This is a genomic window from Mediterraneibacter sp. ICN-202921 (assembly GCF_037890075.1).
GTDB classification, from domain to species: domain Bacteria; phylum Bacillota; class Clostridia; order Lachnospirales; family Lachnospiraceae; genus Mediterraneibacter; species Mediterraneibacter massiliensis.
This window is the reverse complement of record NZ_JBBKBE010000001.1, coordinates 262,992-282,786: the sequence shown is the minus strand read 5'-3', so window position 1 is coordinate 282,786 and position 19,795 is coordinate 262,992. Positions and strand designations below refer to the sequence as shown.

At 40.8% G+C, this 19,795-nt stretch carries 23 protein-coding genes and 1 pseudogene; 18 read left to right on the top strand and 6 right to left on the bottom strand.

Annotated features, from left to right (window positions below; all coding sequences use genetic code 11):
* Nucleotides 1-420 precede the first annotated feature (420 nt).
* From WKT01_RS01380 to WKT01_RS01350, 7 genes are all read left to right on the top strand, one after another.
* Complete coding sequence (locus WKT01_RS01380) at nucleotides 421-768, top strand: hypothetical protein (protein WP_117975524.1); 348 nt, start codon at nucleotides 421-423, stop codon at nucleotides 766-768.
* The gene (locus tag WKT01_RS01375; RefSeq protein ID WP_117975523.1) at nucleotides 758-2,557 is read left to right on the top strand and encodes a Mu transposase C-terminal domain-containing protein; all 1,800 of its coding nucleotides are present in this window, start codon (nucleotides 758-760) and stop codon (nucleotides 2,555-2,557) included. Before WKT01_RS01380 ends, WKT01_RS01375 begins: the two co-directional genes overlap by 11 nt.
* Entirely contained in the window at nucleotides 2,550-3,782 is a 1,233-nt protein-coding gene (locus WKT01_RS01370) for an AAA family ATPase (protein ID WP_340311326.1), read from the top strand. The genes WKT01_RS01375 and WKT01_RS01370 overlap by 8 nt, the downstream gene beginning before the upstream one ends.
* Nucleotides 3,779-5,416, top strand: a complete 1,638-nt coding sequence (locus WKT01_RS01365) for a TnsD family Tn7-like transposition protein (RefSeq protein ID WP_340311325.1) — start codon at nucleotides 3,779-3,781, stop codon at nucleotides 5,414-5,416. The genes WKT01_RS01370 and WKT01_RS01365 overlap by 4 nt, the downstream gene beginning before the upstream one ends.
* 82 nt (nucleotides 5,417-5,498) lie before the next feature.
* Nucleotides 5,499-5,636 (top strand): hypothetical protein, encoded by a 138-nt coding sequence (locus WKT01_RS01360; RefSeq protein ID WP_270394759.1) that lies wholly within the window; start codon nucleotides 5,499-5,501, stop codon nucleotides 5,634-5,636.
* A 15-nt stretch (nucleotides 5,637-5,651) separates the two neighbouring features.
* Nucleotides 5,652-5,855 carry a hypothetical protein gene (locus WKT01_RS01355; protein WP_117975510.1) on the top strand — a complete coding sequence of 68 codons (204 nt, stop codon included), beginning with the start codon at nucleotides 5,652-5,654 and terminating at the stop codon, nucleotides 5,853-5,855.
* A gap of 9 nt (nucleotides 5,856-5,864) precedes the next feature.
* Nucleotides 5,865-6,350 carry a hypothetical protein gene (locus WKT01_RS01350; RefSeq protein WP_117975509.1) on the top strand — a complete coding sequence of 162 codons (486 nt, stop codon included), beginning with the start codon at nucleotides 5,865-5,867 and terminating at the stop codon, nucleotides 6,348-6,350.
* Nucleotides 6,351-6,392: 42 nt separating this feature from the next.
* On the opposite strand, the gene WKT01_RS01345 is transcribed toward WKT01_RS01350, so the two are convergent.
* Together WKT01_RS01345 and WKT01_RS01340 are read right to left on the bottom strand one after the other, a co-directional pair.
* Nucleotides 6,393-7,250, bottom strand: a complete 858-nt coding sequence (locus tag WKT01_RS01345; RefSeq protein ID WP_340311367.1) for an IS3 family transposase — start codon at nucleotides 7,248-7,250, stop codon at nucleotides 6,393-6,395.
* A 35-nt stretch (nucleotides 7,251-7,285) separates the two neighbouring features.
* Nucleotides 7,286-7,972 (bottom strand): helix-turn-helix domain-containing protein, encoded by a 687-nt coding sequence (locus WKT01_RS01340; protein ID WP_270394756.1) that lies wholly within the window; start codon nucleotides 7,970-7,972, stop codon nucleotides 7,286-7,288.
* Nucleotides 7,973-8,864: 892 nt separating this feature from the next.
* On the opposite strand from WKT01_RS01340, the gene WKT01_RS01335 reads away from it, so the two are divergent.
* On the top strand, nucleotides 8,865-10,187 hold the full coding sequence (locus tag WKT01_RS01335) for a replication-associated recombination protein A (RefSeq protein WP_117974142.1): 1,323 nt from the start codon (nucleotides 8,865-8,867) through the stop codon (nucleotides 10,185-10,187).
* Here the strand turns inward: WKT01_RS01335 and WKT01_RS01330 are convergent.
* The 4 genes from WKT01_RS01330 to WKT01_RS01315 form a co-directional block, all read right to left on the bottom strand.
* Nucleotides 10,166-11,098, bottom strand: coding sequence for a sensor histidine kinase (locus tag WKT01_RS01330; protein ID WP_330671035.1), 933 nt, complete (start codon nucleotides 11,096-11,098; stop codon nucleotides 10,166-10,168). The two genes, WKT01_RS01335 and WKT01_RS01330, sit on opposite strands and share 22 nt — an antisense overlap.
* A 1-nt stretch (nucleotide 11,099) precedes the next feature.
* Nucleotides 11,100-11,933 carry an ABC transporter permease subunit gene (locus tag WKT01_RS01325; RefSeq protein ID WP_117974144.1) on the bottom strand — a complete coding sequence of 278 codons (834 nt, stop codon included), beginning with the start codon at nucleotides 11,931-11,933 and terminating at the stop codon, nucleotides 11,100-11,102.
* Nucleotides 11,926-12,840, bottom strand: coding sequence for an ATP-binding cassette domain-containing protein (locus tag WKT01_RS01320; RefSeq protein ID WP_340311324.1), 915 nt, complete (start codon nucleotides 12,838-12,840; stop codon nucleotides 11,926-11,928). Before WKT01_RS01320 ends, WKT01_RS01325 begins: the two co-directional genes overlap by 8 nt.
* 84 nt (nucleotides 12,841-12,924) lie before the next feature.
* The gene (locus tag WKT01_RS01315) at nucleotides 12,925-13,590 is read right to left on the bottom strand and encodes a response regulator transcription factor (RefSeq protein WP_270394754.1); all 666 of its coding nucleotides are present in this window, start codon (nucleotides 13,588-13,590) and stop codon (nucleotides 12,925-12,927) included.
* 228 nt (nucleotides 13,591-13,818) lie between these two features.
* Here WKT01_RS01315 and WKT01_RS01310 point away from each other — a divergent pair, with 228 nt between their 5' ends.
* From WKT01_RS01310 to WKT01_RS01265, 10 genes and pseudogenes are all read left to right on the top strand, one after another.
* Nucleotides 13,819-14,106, top strand: coding sequence for an ArsR/SmtB family transcription factor (locus tag WKT01_RS01310; protein ID WP_117974150.1), 288 nt, complete (start codon nucleotides 13,819-13,821; stop codon nucleotides 14,104-14,106).
* 95 nt (nucleotides 14,107-14,201) lie between these two features.
* Nucleotides 14,202-15,215, top strand: coding sequence for a permease (locus tag WKT01_RS01305; protein WP_340311323.1), 1,014 nt, complete (start codon nucleotides 14,202-14,204; stop codon nucleotides 15,213-15,215).
* A gap of 34 nt (nucleotides 15,216-15,249) precedes the next feature.
* Nucleotides 15,250-15,435: pseudogene (locus WKT01_RS01300) on the top strand (thioredoxin family protein); the annotation flags it as partial.
* Between the two features lie 67 nt (nucleotides 15,436-15,502).
* On the top strand, nucleotides 15,503-16,447 hold the full coding sequence (spoIIIAA, locus tag WKT01_RS01295) for a stage III sporulation protein AA (protein ID WP_117974155.1): 945 nt from the start codon (nucleotides 15,503-15,505) through the stop codon (nucleotides 16,445-16,447).
* Nucleotides 16,432-16,950 carry a stage III sporulation protein AB gene (locus WKT01_RS01290; RefSeq protein ID WP_117974157.1) on the top strand — a complete coding sequence of 173 codons (519 nt, stop codon included), beginning with the start codon at nucleotides 16,432-16,434 and terminating at the stop codon, nucleotides 16,948-16,950. The genes spoIIIAA and WKT01_RS01290 overlap by 16 nt, the downstream gene beginning before the upstream one ends.
* Nucleotides 16,951-17,028: 78 nt before the next feature.
* Nucleotides 17,029-17,223 carry a stage III sporulation protein AC gene (gene spoIIIAC / locus WKT01_RS01285; RefSeq protein WP_059069751.1) on the top strand — a complete coding sequence of 65 codons (195 nt, stop codon included), beginning with the start codon at nucleotides 17,029-17,031 and terminating at the stop codon, nucleotides 17,221-17,223.
* Between the two features lie 23 nt (nucleotides 17,224-17,246).
* Entirely contained in the window at nucleotides 17,247-17,633 is a 387-nt protein-coding gene (locus WKT01_RS01280) for a SpoIIIAC/SpoIIIAD family protein (protein ID WP_059069749.1), read from the top strand.
* Nucleotides 17,630-18,823, top strand: a complete 1,194-nt coding sequence (locus WKT01_RS01275) for a stage III sporulation protein AE (RefSeq protein ID WP_059069748.1) — start codon at nucleotides 17,630-17,632, stop codon at nucleotides 18,821-18,823. Before WKT01_RS01280 ends, WKT01_RS01275 begins: the two co-directional genes overlap by 4 nt.
* Nucleotides 18,824-18,848: 25 nt before the next feature.
* Nucleotides 18,849-19,202 carry a stage III sporulation protein AF gene (locus tag WKT01_RS01270; RefSeq protein ID WP_059069746.1) on the top strand — a complete coding sequence of 118 codons (354 nt, stop codon included), beginning with the start codon at nucleotides 18,849-18,851 and terminating at the stop codon, nucleotides 19,200-19,202.
* Complete coding sequence (locus WKT01_RS01265; protein WP_059069744.1) at nucleotides 19,192-19,794, top strand: hypothetical protein; 603 nt, start codon at nucleotides 19,192-19,194, stop codon at nucleotides 19,792-19,794. Before WKT01_RS01270 ends, WKT01_RS01265 begins: the two co-directional genes overlap by 11 nt.
* Nucleotide 19,795: the final 1 nt, after the last annotated feature.

The following is a 19,795-nucleotide window of genomic DNA, read 5'->3' as shown; positions in this document are numbered from 1 at the left end:
TTTCCCAGATTCCTTCCAAAATCAGACTCAGCAAAATGAACTGCAGAAAGAATGTTGCTGTCGAGGAAAATCGGGGGACGAACCGGATAATCCAAAATTGCCCCAAACGGGCAAAACCACGATAATCCATGTTGCCCCGCGACATAGTATTTTTGGGAAGTTTTTGGGAAAGGAAAGGAGTGTATATAGTTTATTTTTCTCTGAAACCCGCATGGTTGACACGTTTGCGGGCATTTTGTATTTCCCCAAAAATTCTATGATTTTCCCAAAAACTGCAATTTTTGGGAACTTTTTTGATTTTTGGGGCGTTTTTGGGAAGTTTTTGGGGCGTTTTTGGGAAACTTTTGGGAACTTTTAAACGGAGCAATCTTCTTGCTGCAGTGTACCCTTACAATTTCATACAGACTATGGAGGATAACTATGAACAGAATGGATTACAAAGGGAGACAGCAGAAACGGAGTCTGCCTAAATTTGAATGTGTGTGTATCACCTATGATGAAATCATGTTTGCCTATGCTACTCAGCTTTCGGAGAATGCAGATATTCTAGCTGTCCGGTGCAACGTGCCTATTAAGGACCCCATTGAAGAAAAAAGATACTGTACGGACTTTGTCTTTGAGACCATGAATCATGAAAAAATAGTGCGTGAATGCGTTTACCGGAAACAACTTACAAAACCTATGACTGCAAAGCTGCTAGAAGCGTCCCGGAATTATTGGAAAGCACTAGGCATTACGGATTGGGGGATTGTTGTAGATGCAGAATAAAGTCATACAATCAAAAAAAACTGTTTATCGTATTTTGGAAGAAAATGAGACGATGGCATTGGTTATTGACTGCACTCATGAAACAATGCCATGCTGGATGCTTAAAACGGAACTGGAAGATATGAAACCGGCAGAGCTGCCTCTGGAAGAAAGAATCTTGAGCCGAAAAGAAAAACAAGTCATGCATCAAAGATTTTCTATGATATGTCCAATATTGCCACATATCGGAAAGAAAAAGGAACGCAGTGCCCGGATTCGGGAAGCAGCAGAAAAATACAATGTATCCGTACAGACTATCCGGAAATATCTGATACAGTATCTAGTAGCTCTGGACATCGAAGCACTTGCACCGAAGGAACGGATATATACGGAGAGGGCGCTGACAAAGGACGAGAAAAATATCCGATGGGCGTTGAACCGGTATTTCTATAATATGAACAAGAACAGCCTGAAAACAGCTTACCGAATTATGTTGAAGGAAAGATATTGTAATGCATCCGGCGTATTGACGGAATCCTATCCGTCTTTTTATCAGTTCCGTTATTATTATCGGAAAACGAAAAATATGCAAAACTTCTATATTTCCAGAAATGGAAAAAGTAATTACCAAAGGAATGACCGTCCCTGTATCGGGGAAGGGATTCAGGAGTTCGCTCCTTATATCGGTGTCGGGATGCTGGATGCTACGGTTTGCGATATCTATCTTATCAATGACAGCGGCGAACTGATTGGACGTCCTATTTTGACAGTCTGCGTGGATGCTCATTCCAGTTTATGCTGCGGTTATATGTTGTCCTGGGAAGGGGGCGTATATAGTCTTACAGGCCTTTTATTGAATGTACTGAAAGATAAAAAAGAACATTGCAAATCATTTGGAATCCTGATAGATGAGGCTGATTGGCCATGCTATGAACTTCCTGCGGAATTTATTACGGATATGGGCGCTGAATATACTTCCGGGACTTTTGAACAGGTAACGGAACTTGGGGTGACGCTTACGAATCTCCCGCCATACCGTCCAGAATTAAAGGGACCGGTAGAAAAGTTTTTCGATATCGTGCAGAACTATTACAAACCATATCTGAAAGGGAAAGGAGTTGTAGAAAAAGATTTTCAGGAACGCGGTGTACACGATTATCGAAAAGATGCCTGTTTAACTCTGTTTGAATTTGAGCGAATTCTTATAAAATGCATCCTTTTTTATAATAAGGAACGGGTATGCAAGACATATCCATACAGCAATGAAATGATAGACGAAGCTATACAGCCGACAGCGAATGCTATTTGGAACTGGAAAAAAGAGCATGACAGCTGGAATTTGATTCCAGTATCTGATACTGAACTGGTCAAATGCCTGTTGCCGCGGACAGAAGGCGTATTTAAACGCACAGGACTTCATGTCAACGGCATCCGGTATGCTCATCCAGACTATACAGAGCAGTATTTGAAGGGCGGCAGGGTGATTGTTGCTTATAATCCGGATGATATCAGTACGGTATGGTTACTTGATAATCTGAAATTCATACCATTTTCTTTGGTTGAATCCGGCTTAATAGATTCCACACTGGAAGAAGCCAGACAGTTAAAGAAAGAAAGGCGGTCACTGGTCACTGCGAAACAGGAGGAAGAATTACAGGCAGAAATCAGATTGATGCAGTTTATTCAAAGCGTAACTGAAAATCGGACGGTTCAGTCTGGAACTGTTCGAAAACATACCCGTAATGTCCGGAAAAAGGCTCAAAAACACAGCCATAATGATTTAGTGCTGGAGGTGGGAATCCATGAATAATATAGTTAGCTTTCTTCCGGACATGCTTTCTGGAAAAGAAATAATGAAAGCAATGACCGTTCTTCCTAATTACAACAATAATATTAGGCGAGCAGATGCGGCAAAACGTCTCCTAGCGCTATCCGATTTATACCATATATATATTCCTTCAGTAATGTCCATGGAAATTTACAGCAAGGTATATCTTGCTTTGCATCAGTCTTTTTTGAAAAAGGAAAACCGGCTGCAGGTCATTCGTCAGGGGCTTGTCAATGCAGATATAAGAAATGGTGGAAATATTGGAAATGGAGTCATAGGTGGAAGTGACAGTTTTACTATCATCGGACCTTCTGGAATCGGGAAGAGCAGTGCGCTTTCTCAATCTATCGGACTATTGGAAGGTGAAAAAGCATTTTGCACAGAGATGCCTTATCAGAAAATGATACCGATTCTGAATTGCCAGTGTCCATTTGACTGCTCTGTGAAAGGGTTTTTGTATGAAGTGCTGCGCCTTATAGACTGCAGGCTGGACTCGGACTATTATACGCCTCGGCTATCTCGCTATGCATCTACAGATGCCCTTATTGGGATTGTAAGCCAGGTATTGATGAACCACGTGGGATTGCTGATTGTGGATGAAATACAAAATGTGTGTGTGCATAAAAATGGGAACAGTTTAGTCCGGGTCTTTACCCAGCTTATCAATAACAGTGGCATTAGTATCTGTATGGTAGGCACTCCAGAGTCGGAATTGTTCTTTGAACAGAAAATGCAGCTTGCCCGACGTTCGATTGGCCTGCGATACGAAGCACTCCCGTATGACGAATTTTTCCAGAATTTCTGTAGGAAGGTGTATGCCTATCAATATGTCCGCTATAAATCGGAAATAACGGAGGGAATCATGATATGGCTGTATGAACACAGCGCTGGACTCCCCTCTACGGTAATTTCTTTATTACATGATGCACAGGAAATCGCCATTATAAAAGGTCAGGAACGGTTAAACCTGGAAGTCCTAAATCAAACTTATCAAGAACGGATGAAATTGATGCAGCAGCATATTATCCAAAAGAAAAAGACGATTACCAAAAGGCAGTCAAAGGTAGGAAAGGTCCAGCAATCAGCTGTGACCACAGAAACGGATGAGATAAATTTATATCAGATTTTAATGGAAGGAAAACGAAAGGGAGAGGATGCCTGCAAATTATTAAAAGACTATATTACAATAGAAGAGGTGACGCTGTGATTGCGTATTTTCCGGTTCCATATCCGGATGAACTACTTTTTAGCGTACTCTGCCGGGGAACAGAACATAGCGGAATGTATGCAAAACAATCCTATCTCAGCCAGTTACTGCAGGAGACGAAATCCATCCATTTGAATATGAAATACTATAACCGGTTCTCGGAAGAGGCCATTACATTCTTAGGAGGTGACGCAGCCGTCCGAAATCTGATTATGCGTCATACACTTTATCCTTATGACATGCGCTTTGCGTCCTATGATATACGGAAGAGTTTCTACGACAGCCTTCCCGAAGAATGCAGCTGTTATGGTAAAAGCATGCTGCGTCAGAAAAAGCAGCCTTTATTAAGATACTGTCCGATTTGTGCAGAATATGACCGGCATACATACGGAGAGACTTACTGGCATCGGAGTCATCAATTGGAAACAGTAGATGTCTGTCCGGAACATGGAGTAAAACTAATAGAAACCAATATCGGATTGTCTGGGAAAGCCTGTATTTCAAATCATTGTATTCCAGCAGAATCTTATGTGACTGACCTCATGGAAAACTCCGGGACACAAGAGCAACAGAAGTATGCTCGGTATCAGTGCGGAATTATGAATGGAGGCTATTTTTTACAAGAAGAGAACTTCAGTACCTATCTTGCAAACTTTTTAAAATCAACGAAATATGTAGCAAGAAATGGAGAAGTTAGGTTATTAAAGGAGTTGGACCGAGACTGTAAACGATTCTATCAAGATGCACAAATACCTTATTTGGGAACACCTGAACGCATAAATGCTATTTTTAAACAGAATCATAAGAATCCGGTTATCATTACACAGATAGCCTATTTCTTGGAAATTCCTATGGAAACAATTTTATATCCATGCATGGGACCGGTATCAATTACTTATAATCAGAAACGGGATGACATCTTAGCCTATGTAGAGGCAGGGAACAGTTATCGAAGGACTGCCGATGTTTTCCATGAGAATTTATCTAAAGTAATAGGATACTGCAAAGAAGCCGGTATTGAAAGTAGCTTTAAAAAAGAAAAGCAAACATCTCATTTACAGGAGCGCATACGGAATGAGCGTAAGGAATGGATGCGGTTAATCAAGAAATACCCCGGAAAGAACGTACATCAAATCAGCGCTATATCTAATGAAAACAGGACACATATGCGGTGGCTTAGAGAGCATGACAAGGAGTGGACGGAAGAACACATGCCAAGAGAATATATTCCTGCTAAGTGGAAAGAAATGGACCTATATTATCTGCCGTTGGTGAAACAGGCTGTTAAAGACCTCTTATATCAAAATCGCAAAAAGCCAACGTATGTAAGTTTCCACAAAATTGCACAAATGGTGGGTTGTAAAGAGAGTATACTACGCTTAAAATTACCAAAATGCAGAGAAGAAATCGAACAGAATAAAATGGATTCCAATACATTTTTGTTATGGAAGTTACAGTATGCAATCCATGCCCTGCAGAAACAGCAGTCTAATATAACATTTGCCGCAATCAGTAGAAATGGAGGACCCTGCAAAAACAGTATTTTGAAAAGAATGGACGTAATTGATGAATATGCGGATGAAGACATAAAGACAATCATCACAGAGCTTCTGCACAGGACGGGGTATAGTTGAAATACTCCGTCCAAATTGTTATTTGCAGTAAACATATTTAACATACTACAAATAGAAATCAAAAAATGAAAGGATTAAGATTATGGGAAAGAAAGGAATAATTAAAATAAGATATGACAAAGACATGGCCAAAAAACTTCACGAGGAGCGTCAGTCAGCCGTTGTCAGAAACAAAGAAAATTATGTGTCTGCAAAGATTGTTTCCAGTATTACAAAATGATGGGGATGGAAAAATATGGAGCGAAACGAGGTACATACTCTTCTGATGGAAAAGATACAGACCTGCTTTAGTCCTACAGCAGAAGAGATTAAAATTATTGAAGACAGGTTTTCGATGTATGATGATACACAGCTGATGCATCTGGAACGAAATTTTGAAGTATTTGGTGTAAATGCGGTCGTGGAATGTCTGTATGGATTGAAATTTAATGAAGTGTGAGGTATACACATGACAAGGAAGGAAATTACGAAATTCCTACAACATCTACTGATACAAGACCGGCTGTCCGGACAGGGAAAGTACTATGCCAGTGAGGTATCATTAGACTATGGTACAGCAAAGGTTCGCCGTGTGGATTTCATGCAATTTGTGCCGGTAAACTGCGTCTATGTAGATGGATTAGAGAAGGGATATTTTATTTCGTATGAGCTGAAAAGCTGTAAATCAGACTATCATAGCGGATATGGAAAAAATTTCATAACAGAAAAAAATTATTTTGTAATGCCTATTTCCGTATATAAAGAATTGACTGAAGAACTAAAAAAGGAATATGGTATAGGAATCATGTGTCCGGTTCCAAAATATCGGGATACAAGAGATGAATTCAAAAATCCAACTCCGTTGGATAAAACAGACATTGAATGGGAAATGAAAATCCTGAAGCCTGCAAAAACAAAATGGTGTGCTACCCGTCAAGAGAACAATGAAAAATAATAAATTTTTCTCCGTCAGCCTATTAACCGGCTGGCGGTATTTTTATGCTGCTTTCAACGTAAATTCATGAAAGGCCATTGGTGTCATTATATGTAACTTACGCTGTAGTCGTCGGTTGTTATAGTATTCAATATAGTCTTGGATGCTTTGGATTAATTCTTCGTTTGATGTAAAGCGTTTCCCATAATACATTTCCCGTTTTAAGATTCCCCAAAATCCTTCCATTGGTCCATTGTCAATACAGTGTGCAACTCTGGACATGCTTTGTTTCATATGATGTTTCTTCAGCCGACTATAAAATGCCTGACTGGTATATTGGAATCCCCGGTCCGAATGAAAAAGCGGATGCGCATCAGGCTCTGCTTTTACCGCCTGATCAAATGTATCCATAACAAGGGCATTATCATTATGCGTGCTGATTTCATACGAGACAATCCTGCGGTCGCACAGATCAAGAATCGCACTTAAATATATTTTGTGTACTTCTACCCCTATATAATATTTGAACTCTGTTACATCTGTCAGCCATTTCTTATTCGGTTTATCTGCGTGAAACTCCCGGTGAAGAAAGTTTTTCGCAATGTGGGAGGGATTCCTGTCTGGTTTCGTACAGCTCTTCGGCTTCCATTTGATAGATGACTGTATTCCGATTTTCCGGCAGATTCTCAGAATCCTCTTATCATTTGCAGGAATCCCATAATTTACAGCTAGTTCATCACGGATACGCCGATACCCCATATCTGGATGCAGCCGATGTATTTTCCTGATAATATCGGCAATCTGTTCATTCCTGATCTCATTGTCACTTTTTGGATGTTTCAGCCATCGGTAATAAGAAGAACGAGTAATTCCAAGGTATCTGCACATTTGTCTGACCGGATATCCTTTTGATTTGGACAGTTCCCTGATTGCCTGATATTCACATAATTTATGTATTAAAGAAAGCGATCCCTCCTTTCTAATTCCCTTACTTTTTTTAACAGGTCATTCTCCATCTGTAAGTCTTTATTTTTTCGTTCCAGCTCTGCGATACGGTCCCGTAATTCTTCTTCTGGAGTGCGGCTTGGCTTAGAGCCGATCCGCCTGCCTCTCCTATCCTCCAAACCGGCACTTCCCATTTTTTCATACCGGTCCACCCAATTTCGGACCTGCTGATAGGAGCAATCATACTTCAAGGCCATTGCCCCATAATTCCGGTCATGGTCAAGACAGTCTTTTACAATGCAGATCCGTTCCGCCAGTGTTGTTTTTCTTGCTTTCTTCATAGCGCTACCTCCGGTAAATTCTTTTAATTCCTTACCTTCATTATACGCCTTGATCCAACTTGAAAGTTGAGAATGCTGTCGAATTCCGAATTTTACACATATTTCATCTAACGATCCCTCTCCGGAAAGGTACGCATGAACTGCCTGCAATTTCAATTCTTTTGAGTAGCGTTTATTTGTCTTAGGGGACAGTAAACTTTCTGGTCCGTCTGTTTTATAGATCCTGATCCAATCCTGAACACTCCGCTTATTTACACCGCACATTTTTGCAGCGCCTTTTTGGCTAAGTTCTCCGTTCAGGTACTGTTCTACGATTTCTACCTTTTTTACTGCATCAATTTTACTTTTTCTGGACATAAAATACCCCCAAGTAGGTTTTTATATTTTTGTGTCCTACTTGAGGGTATCATATCATTGGTCAGGGCGGTTACTTTTTTGATTGATTTATGTATGCAATCAGAATCGTTACGACAATACTAAGTATCATCAGTACGATGGAGAGCATCTCGAAATTGCTCATAAGTTTGCCCTCCTTTCCCAGATTTCCTGTAAGCAGGATTTCTATGTAATCAGAGGGCTCAGTCCCTCTGCTGAAGGACTAACCGCCTACCGTTCTCATGTAGTGCCTTAATTTATTTTATCAAAACGCTCTTCTTTTGACAAGTTTTCCTCTGCCTCAATTCTAAATACTCCGTCCGAAAGTTGTACAGAAAGAAAAATCTTTGTCATACAATACATATTTAAAATCCTCCTTTGTATGTGTTCTACTTATAAAGACGAAATCAAATCTATTTTGGTTTTATAAATATCTAAAAATTTTAATATGTATTATTTTTCATGGAAAAACCATATCCTGCCAAATTCAACAAGAACTCATTCTGAAACCATCCAAAATATACGCTGAATTTACTTGGCGGAGTGTAGAAATAGCAGGTTAAAAATGCTACCGCCGTCCTTGCGGGATTAGAAAACCTGCGAGGATACAAATCATTCTTTATAACAAAAAGATAAGAGAGGACAAGAAATAATGCAGACACAGCAAATACAGAGAATCTCGGCATTTCGTATCCGAGGGTGACTACAACGGCGATTTGTTCATTTACAGGAGTAGGCGGATCGATTCTTGCAGTAACGCTTTTGACAGTAATAATGGTCGCTATTGAGGAGCAGATAAGCTTGTGATTTCCTTTTCACAAGAGTAAAATAAAAATGAACAGGTTGTTTGGTTTAAGAACAGAGGGATGTATAGATGGAACAGATGACATTATTTGGAAATCGTCCGGCTATAGTACCGCTCGCCAGCAGGATACGGCCGGATTCTCTTGAAAAATTCGCAGGTCAGGAGCATCTCCTTGGCCCGGGAAAGGTGCTGCGGCAGCTTATTGAGCGGGATCAGATATCCTCCATGATATTCTGGGGACCTCCCGGAGTAGGAAAGACAACGCTTGCCAGTATCATAGCAGGAAAGACAAAGGCAGAGTTTATTAATTTCAGCGCAGTGACAAGTGGCATCAAGGAAATCAAGGAGGTTATGAACAGGGCGGAGCAGAGCCGCAGAATGGGCATGCGGACAGTCTTATTTGTAGACGAGATCCATAGGTTTAATAAGGCGCAGCAGGACGCGTTTTTGCCTTTTGTGGAAAAGGGAAGTATCATACTAATAGGAGCAACAACAGAAAATCCATCTTTTGAGATCAATGCGGCGCTTCTATCCAGATGCCGTGTGTTTGTACTAAAAGCGCTGGAAGAAAAAGATGTGATAAAGCTTTTAAAGAATGCTCTTTCAAATCCGGCAGGGTTTGGCGGGCAGAACGTGCAGATCACAGAGGATGATCTGAAGGCGATCGCAGCCTTTGCTAACGGGGATGCCCGCACAGCTTTAAATACGCTGGAGATGGCAGTGTTAAACGGAGAGATCAGTGCGCAGGGAATTCTAGTTACAGAGGAAGGACTGGCGCAGTGTATTAGCCATCGCTCTCTTTTGTATGATAAAACAGGAGAGGAGCATTATAATCTAATATCCGCGCTTCACAAATCCATGCGAAACAGTGATGTAGATGCGGCAATCTATTGGATGTGCCGTATGTTGGATGGCGGAGAGGATCCTCTGTACATCGCCAGGCGTCTGGTACGGTTCGCCAGTGAGGATATTGGAATGGCAGACAGCAACGCATTACAGGTAGCGGTGGCGGCATATCAGGCATGCCATTTTCTGGGAATGCCGGAATGTGATGTGCATCTGACTCATGCGGTTACTTATCTGGCAGCAGCGCCCAAGTCAAATGCATTATATAGGGCATGTGAGAAATGTAAACAGGATATAAAAAATATGCCGGCACAACCGGTCCCCCTACATCTGCGCAATGCGCCTACCAGACTTATGAAAGAGCTGGAATATGGAAAAGGCTATATCTATGCACATGATACAGAAGAAAAAATGGCACATATGCAGTGCATGCCGGACGCCTTAAGAGACAGGCGGTACTATATGCCTACAGAAGAAGGCGCTGAAAGAAGGGTGAAAAGCCGGCTGGAAAAAATTGCGGAATTTCAGGCAGGAAAGAACAGATGAATACTTAAGACCCCGTCGTGATATACAGCATCGATCGTCCCATGCATTTGTTCTGTGAGGGCTTTTGCGATAGAAAGCCCAAGTCCTGTTGACTTGGAGGCTGTTTCGACCGTATAAAAACGGTCGAACAGCCTTTTTGCCTGAATTTCATCCATGTTGGCAGCGTGATTGGAAAAAATAATTTCTCCGGTATTTTCCAGCGTGATATGCAGGTCTCCGTCGCTGTATTTGAGCACATTGCTCAAGATATTTGCGAAAATGCGCAGAAGCATATCAAAGTCCAGGGTACGCTGTATCTTTTCTCCGGACAGGGAGATCACGGGACAGATCTTTTTTTGCTTTAATGCTGCATAGTATGCCGATATGCTGTATTCAAGCGCCTTGTTTAAAATGACAGGCGTGTAGTTTACTTCTTTTGACAAGGAAGAAAATACAGAATAACGAAATAATTCTTCCGTCAATTGCCGCAAAACGACGGCGCGTTCCCGGACGATATGAAGGTAACGTTCTGCAGTTTCTGTTGTTTCTTCCTTTTCTAACAAATCAAGATAGCCAAAGATGGCGGTGAGCGGAGTTCGCAGATCATGAGATATATTCGTTACCGCTTCTTTGAGTTCCAGATCTCCCTGTAAAAAACGATGGCGCTGTACACGGAGTTCTTTTAGCTGTATGTTGATTTGAGCAGCTAATTTCTGCATAGATGGATCTCGGCCGGATATACTGATCAGGATATTCGTATCTTCCTGTAATCTTGCGGTAAACTGTGTCTCTATTTCTCTGGCAGATTTTTTTAGAAGCCAGATCTTTATAGAAAGCCAGAGCAAGAGGATACTGAGAATAAAGAGGATGCACGTAAGGTAAAATGTCATATATGTGGAAGGTCCTTTCCATAATTTTACGGCTGCTGCCATGTTATTGGATATCTTTTTTGCGAAATGCCACCATTCCGGCTCCGGAGGCGAGTACACAGACGGCGGCTGAAGAAAGGCCGGATACTAAGGGATTGTCAGGGAGCATCTGTGTGAACTGGATAGATTGCCCGGTGGGAAGCGCATCAAAGCAAAATTGGTATATGCTTCTTTTTCTTCCGGAGAGGTAATTGGGATTTTTTTCTTCGCCTTCTTCTTCGATCACGCCGGAATCTGTGGCATATATATAAGCGTCATAGGTTTCGGGCTCCTGGAGACGCGCATTGATATATGCCGCGAGAAATAAAAGCAGAAAGACACCCAGTATATTGATGACAGATGCTATGGCCCGGCTTTGCTTCAGCATGGAGATCAAAGTGAAAAGTGAGACAAAAGCAAACATCATGGCAATGCTCAAAAAGAAAATGAGCAGGATAAAGCGCAAGTCTGCGGAGAAAAAACCAAAAAGTACAATCCCGATCGCCAGTGTAGGAAGGATAAAACAAAGGCACATGACCAGTCCGGCAAAACAGCAGGCGAGCAGATTTGCCAGATAAATGGCACAGCGGGAATGTCCGACGACAATTTTATTACGGATCGTACCGTCGCTGTATTCCGTCCCGATAAAAAGGCTGACAAAAGCGGACAGCAGGATGCCAATAAAGGTACAATAAGTGAAAAATAGTGTTTCCAAGGTGATAGTAAAATCATGTAGGATCATATTTCTGTAATAGGTGATCTCCAGAAAAACAGAGAGAACGATCATAAAGACGTTACAGATCCAGAAGGTTTTATCTTTTTTTAAACGGGAAAAATTGGCAGCAAGCAGCTTATACATTGTGGGCACCTCCGATCAGATTAACATAATAGCTTTCCAGTGTTTCTTCCCGTTCGGTGACAGAGAGGATATCGCAGTCCCGTTCAAGAAGGGAAAGAGCAAGTTGGGAAATATTGACTTTTGAAAAGATATCTGCCAGGGTGTCTGATAAAATATGATAATCGATCCCCATCGTGTCCAATGTCAGAGCGAGCGCTTTCATATCAGAAACCTGTATACGGATACACTTACGGCATGCGGCTTCCAGCTCTTTTGCCCCGATCTCTTTTATCATACGGCCATTGTCTATGAAACCGTAACAAGTGGCAAGACGGGACAATTCATCCAGAATATGACTGGATATCAATACCGTGATCTGTTTTTCCCGGTTCAGTTTGAGTATCAGTTCCCGCATTTCAATGATCCCTTGCGGATCCAATCCATTGATCGGTTCATCCAGAACAAGAAAATCCGGACTGCCTGCAAGTGCGACGGCAATACCAAGCCGCTGCCGCATACCAAGAGAAAAATTTTTGGCCTTCTTTTTTCCTGTATCTGCTAGTCCTACAAGGCAGAGCAGTTCCGGGATATCATCAAAAGAAGGCAGACCTAAGATCCGGTATTGTTCCCGCAGATTTTCTTCGGCCGTCATATCCAGATAAATAGAAGGGGTCTCGACGACAGCTCCTATCCTGCGGCGGCATTGCTGTATCTCCTTTTTTGTGTGTTTAGTCCCATACAATGTATAGGTTCCCTGGGTCGGCTTCTGCAGTCCGCAGATCAGACGGATAAGCGTGGTTTTTCCGGCGCCGTTTTTGCCGACGAAACCATAGATCGCTCCTTTTGGAATATGCATACAAAGCATATCCAATGCTTTAAAATTCCCATAGTGTTTGGAAAGGGAATCTGTTGTCAGAATATACTCCATAAATATGAATCCTCCTTGTTGTTGATAGGAGTATTTTACTGTATACGAGTTAAGAAACCAGTAAAGGAAAACGTAAAGAAATGGTTAAGGATTTTCTCTTATCTTAAATCCGATTCCCCATACAGATTCAATATGATCTTTGCCGTCGGCTTCCTTTAATTTTCGGCGCAGGTTACTGATATGCACTTTTAGAGAACTTTCTACGCAGTCAGGAGTATCGGCACTTATCTCATCCAGCATGACAGATTTTGTGATGACCTGGGACGGATTTTTTAACAAAAGCTTGAGAATCGCATATTCTGTTTTTGTCAGCTTTACAGAAATACCGTTTACAGTGACACGGCGGGAGGACAGGTCCATCTGTATAGGTTCAAAGCACAGAAGAGAAGAAGCAGACAATGTCCGATTCCGTAAATGTACTTCTATGCGTGCAAGTAACTCTGCTGTGTTAAAAGGTTTGGTCATATAGTCTACAGCGCCTCCCCTGAGCAATGCTACTTTACCGCACACATCTGTTTTGGCGCTGACAACAATGACAGGCAAGTCTTTGATATAAGGAAGCAGTTCCTCTCCGTTTAATCCCGGCAGCATCAGATCCAGCAGGATCAGATCGGGCGTGTGGTCTTTCAGATATAAAAGGACTTCTGTCCCGGAATAGGCGCGGGCAGCAGCATATCCCTCGCGTATAAGGAGTTCTTCTAGCATATTTCCTATGGATACATCATCGTCTACAATCAAAATCGTTTTCAAATTCACGGCCTCCAGTCTATAGTATGAAAAATAATCGTATCTCTGTGTGATTTCTAGAGATATTATATCCATATGAAAGAGCGTTTACAAGAAAAATTTGGGGAGGAGGCAGAGCGGAACAGGGATGGACGGATACACTTTTATAGTTATTGATTGAAATATTGACAAATTTTTGTAAGCGTTTTATAATAAACACATCAAAAATATTTGATATAAGGAGTGGCGGCAGTGACAGATTTTTCAAAAGATGTGAAAATTTTCAGGGCTCTCTGTGATACAAAAAGATTAATGATTTTAGATTACTTAAAAAGTGGTGAGAAATGTGCGTGTGTTCTGATTGAAAATATGAATATAGGACAATCGTCTTTATCTTATCACATGAAGATACTTTGCGACTCCGGTATTGTGAGTGCAAGACAAGAGGGAAAATGGACGCATTACAGCCTTAACAAAAAAGGGAGTGAATATGCGTCAAAACGCTTGTTGGAATTAACGGCGCCAAATAGCGAAAATTAAGCAAATTGTTGCAAATAAAGGTCATCGAAAGATGGCTTTTATAAAACTTTATCAAATCAAAAAAAGTTGATATGATATATAAAGGAGGAATTGTTTTGGAAGCAGTAAATGTAATATGGTTATTTTTTCAAGACCAAATATTAGGTATGAAATGGTTGAATGGCTTAATAGGCAAGGGACTATCACTACTTAGTGTAGATATCGACAGCCGTTTAGGCGGAAGTGTTCAATTCTTTCTATATGATGTAATCAAGATCACAATTTTATTATGTTTATTAATTTTTTTAATTTCGTATATTCAAAGTTATTTTCCACCGGAACGGAGCAGACAGATTTTAGGACAGTTTCATGGAATCGGAGCAAATATTATCTCCGCACTATTAGGAACAGTTACGCCATTTTGTTCCTGTTCTTCTATCCCTCTATTTATAGGTTTTACAAGTGCAGGATTACCACTGGGCGTAACGTTTTCTTTTTTGATTTCTTCTCCTATGGTTGATTTAGGAAGTCTTGTATTGTTAATGAGCATTTTCGGAGCTAAAGTTGCCTTTGCTTATGTGATCGTCGGTTTGATTATTGCTGTGATCGGCGGTACTTTGATTGAAAAATTATATATGGAAAAATATGTAGAAGATTTCGTCAAAAATGCAAGTAATGTGGATATTAGTTCTCCTGCTTTAACCAAAAAGGACAGAGTTCGATATGCAAAGGAACAAGTTGTAGGAACATTGAAAAAAGTATTCCCATACATTTTAATTGGTGTGGGTATCGGAGCAATCATCCATAATTGGATACCTAAAAGATGGATTGAAAACATTTTAGGAAGTAATAACCCGTTTGGTGTTATTTTAGCTACTCTTATCGGAGTTCCTATGTATGCGGATATTTTTGGGACAATTCCAGTCGCGGAGGCATTACTTGCGAAGGGAGCACAGTTAGGTACGATTTTATCGTTTATGATGGCGGTAACAACATTAAGTTTGCCGTCTTTGATCATGTTGAAAAAGGCAGTAAAGCCTAAATTATTGACACTGTTTATTACCATTTGCACAGTTGGTATTATCATTGTAGGTTATCTCTTTAATATTTTTAGTACGATATTTATTTAAAAGGAGCGAATAAGAAATGAAATTATTTGGAAAGAAAAAAGCAACTAGAACTGCATTATCTGAACTGCAATTAGATTATGATATTGAACATATTACAGATTTTTCAGAAATCGCCGGTTATGGAGTAATGTCTACGCCTGCGCTTGTGTTTAATGGCAAAGTTATATCCTATGGCAAAGTATTGACCGTAGAAGAAGTAAAAGCACTATTGATCAAGTAATAAATTTATATTTTCAGTCATATTTTATTTCTTTTCTCAATATATATTGTTTTAAGAGGTGGACAAGATGGAAGCAGAGAAAAGAAAAGCGCAGATCCTACAAGTTCTGGCAAGAACAGTGCGTAAGATCTTGGAGGAGGAAAAGATGGAATTTACATATTTACAGGAGATACGGCTCAGAATAGGACAGCCTTTACGTGTGATCTATGATAATGAGGAAAAAACACTCCCGATAAGAGAAAAACAGAAATACATTGTTACTAAGGAGGTAATTAGAGAGACGATGGAGTATATCAGTCATTATTCTCTGTATGCCTATGAACATGAACTAAAACAAGGATTTTTGACAATAGAAGGAGGACACCGGACAGGTGTGACAGGTAAAGTGATCGTAGAACAAGGCAAGGTAAAAAACATACAGTATATTTCATCTATTAATATTAGGATGTCTCATGAGATCCTGGGATGTGCAGAGGGACTTCTTCCTTTTATAACAAAAAATAGACAGGTATGTCATACATTGATCATTTCTCCGCCTCGTTGTGGAAAGACCACTTTGATACGGGATTTAGTCCGGCAGATCTCGGATGGAAATGAATATGTGAAAGGCTGTACAGTGGGAGTCGTGGATGAGCGTTCAGAGTTGGGAGGATGTTATCTGGGAGTAGCACAGAATCATTTGGGGAGCAGAACGGATATTCTGGATTGCTGTCCGAAAGCAGAAGGGATGATCATGCTCATTCGTTCTATGGCGCCCCAGGTGATCGCTGTAGATGAAATCGGCACGCAGGAAGAGATCCATGCGGTTGAATATGCGATGCAGTGCGGGTGCAAAATGCTTGCGAGTGTACATGGCGCTTCTTTGGAAGAAGCCAGAAATAAACCTGTTCTGGGAGAATTGATACGAAGAAAACGATTTGAACGCTACGTTGTACTGAAAAATGAGAGAAAACCAGGAGAAATTCAGGCAATCTATGATGAGCGGGGGAGTTCGTTATGCAACGAGTGTTAGGAAGTTTTCTGATCATTACAGCAACGACATGTGGAGGACTTCTTTACGCGGCAGAATTAAAAAACTATTTGGAAAAATTACTCTATATCCGCCATGTCCTTTATCTGATACAAGGAGAGATGGAGTATACAAATGCGCCATTAAGTGAAGTGTTCGGGAAAATATGCATGCGGGTAAAGGAGCCTTACCGTGCATGGCTAAAAGCAATGGAACATGAGGTGGAGTCGAGAAGAGAACAAGGGTTTGCAAAGATATGGAATCGTTCTATAGATAAATACCTGTGTGATCTGCGTCTAAAGAGCGTACATTCTATCCAACTGAAAGAACTGGGAACATTTTTGGGACAGCTTGACAGAGAGAGTTTTCAGCATACTATGCAGATCTATTTAAATCAAATGGAACTCGAGATAGAAAAAGTGCGGGAAGGGATGGCTTCTAAAAGACGGATAAGCAGTTGGCTGGGAGTGATGGGAGGAATTTTTCTGGTTGTGATATTACTCTGAACATTAGAGATAGTTCTGCGCCTTTCTGTTCGGAAAAATATGGGAAGCAGGCAAACAAAGAGAAAACAGGAGGGAGACATGACGATAAATCTGATATTTAAAATTGCGGCAGTGGGGATACTGGTCTCTATTTTGAGCCAGGTATTAAAACACAGCGGGAGAGAAGAACAGGCTTTTCTGACCAGTTTTGCAGGACTGATCTTAGTCCTGTCGTGGGTTCTGCCGTATATTTATGATTTGTTTCTGTCTATCAAACAACTGTTTTCCATGTAGTTTTCAAGAGAAGGGGAGAAAGCATGAGCGTATTGCAGATAGGGATCATTGGTGTGATAGGCGCTTTGCTGGCGATCCAGTTTAAAAGCGGGAAAAGTGAATATGGGATCTATATGGGTGTAGGGGCTAGCATACTTTTATTTTCCTGTATTGTCGACCGACTGGAGATATTCATTCGGACAGTAGAACAGATCAGCCATTTTATCAAGGCAGACATGAGTTATATTTCAACGATGATGAAAATGATAGGGATCACATATATCGCAGAATTCTCTTCTAGTATCTGTAAAGATGCGGGATATCAGACAATAGCAGTACAGATCGAGATTTTTAGTAAATTGACGATATTGGCATTGGGAATGCCGGTTTTGCTTGCACTTTTAGAAACAATTCAGGAGTTCTTATTATGAAGCGCTTCTGCAGGCCGTTTTTTTTCTGTTTGTTGTTGCTTTTTCTTTTGCAGTGGACAAAAAGCGTATGCGGCGGCGCAATAACAGTATTTGCAGAAGAAGGAGAAATGACGGAGGAAGAAGAAAAACAGATACAAAACGAAGTAGAGAAAGCTGTGATAGAAGAGTTTGATTTTTCAGAAGTAGATGAAAGCTTAAGGCAGATGTTTCCGTCGGAAAAAGTAAAGTTTAAAGATGTTTTGATGCCGCTTCTGTCTGGAAATATAGAGGAGGCGGGAAAACTATTGCTCACTCTTCTTACAGATCAGCTGTCGTATGAATTTAGATATAACAGACAAAATCTTGTTTATATATTGTTGATTGCGTTGATCGCAGCTGTATTTACAAATTTTTCTAATACGTTCCAAAACAGACAGGCATCGGAGATTAGTTTTTATGTGTTGTATATGCTTTTGATCGTACTGTGTTTACAGTCTTTTTGTGTCGCGATAGAGGGGGTGGAGGAAAAACTGTCGTTTCTTACCACGTTTATGAGGGTGTTATGCCCCAGCTATTTTCTCGCTGTAGCGCTTGCGGCAGGAAGTGTTACGTCATTATTTTTCTATAATGTGATCTTATTTTTAATATATGTTGTGGAAATACTGATCCTTCAGTTTTTACTTCCGCTTATCAATATTTATATCATGGTACAGGTTCTAAGCAATCTGACAGGGGAAGACTTTCTCTCACAGTTTGCAGGACTTTTACAAAAACTCGTGGCATGGATATTAAAGACACTGCTGGCATGTGTGCTGGGGATCAATGTAGTACAAGGGCTTCTCGCCCCGGCGGTCGATTCTTTGAAAAGAGGCGTACTTACAAAAACGGCGGAGGCTTTGCCGGGCATTGGAAATGTAGTTGGAGGAGTGACAGATGTGATACTTGGGACGACCGTATTGATAAAAAATGGGATTGGTATGGCAGGAGCTGTGATCGCTGTAGGAATCTGTGTGATCCCGCTGCTTCAGATGCTTTTGATGGCGTTTCTGTACAAATTTGCCGCTGCCCTAGTACAACCGGTATCCGACAAGAGGATTGTCGGCTGCATAGGGAGTGTTAGTGAGGGTTATGAACTGATCGTAAAAGTAATTTTTTCTACAGGGATCCTTTTCCTGTTGACGATTGCAGTTGTGGCGGTTTCGACGACTTAAAAGACGGACAAAAAGGAGAAAACAGATGTTGACACAGTTATATGACTGGATTATGGATATTACTTCTTATCTGATCGTTGTTTCAGCGGTTTTACAGGTAATACCGGGAAAAGAATACAAAAAATATATTCAATTTTTTTCGGGACTTGTTCTAATACTACTTTTATGTACACCAATTTTGAAACTATCCGGAATGCAGGACACTTTCACAGCTATATATAGCAGCAGAGAATATGAAATGGAAAAACAAGAAATAGAACGCAGAGCACAATATTTTGAAGATCTGGATATCCTCAAGTTTGTGCCTGAACAATACAAGGAACGTATGGAAGAAAGCGGGGGACAGATAGAGGTGGAGGAGATTAAGGTTGGAAAATAAATGGAAGGAATGGCTGTCTAAAATTAAGAAGAATGAGAAACTTCCAAAGAAAAACCAGATACTGATTCTTCTTCTGGCAGGGATACTCTTATTGGTCATTGTATTTCCGGTACCTGAAGACGATAAAAAGGAAGAAGAAAAAATACAGGCACAGTTTCAGGAGCAGACAGAAGATCAAAGCATGTCTGCGTATCAGGAGTATTTAGAGAGGAGAACAGCAGAAGCTTTAGAAGAAGTAGAAGGGGTGGGGAAAGTATCGGTCATGCTTACATTGAGATCGTCTGCGCAAAAGGTGATAGAAAAAGATCAGCAGACATCCAGCCAATCGACAGAGGAGGCAGACAGTGAAGGAGGGACTCGCAGTACGACAGACAATTCTTCTGATAAGACGAGTGTATATGAACAAGGCGCGGACGGAAGTCAGTCTCCCTATGTCAGTAAGGAATTGACTCCGGAGGTAGAAGGGGTAGTTGTAGTGGCAGACGGAGGAGACAACGCAGTGACAGTACAAAATATAAGCGAGGCAGTTCAGGCATTATTCGGGGTGGAAGCGCATAAGATTAAAATAATGAAACGTCACAGTACATCATAAA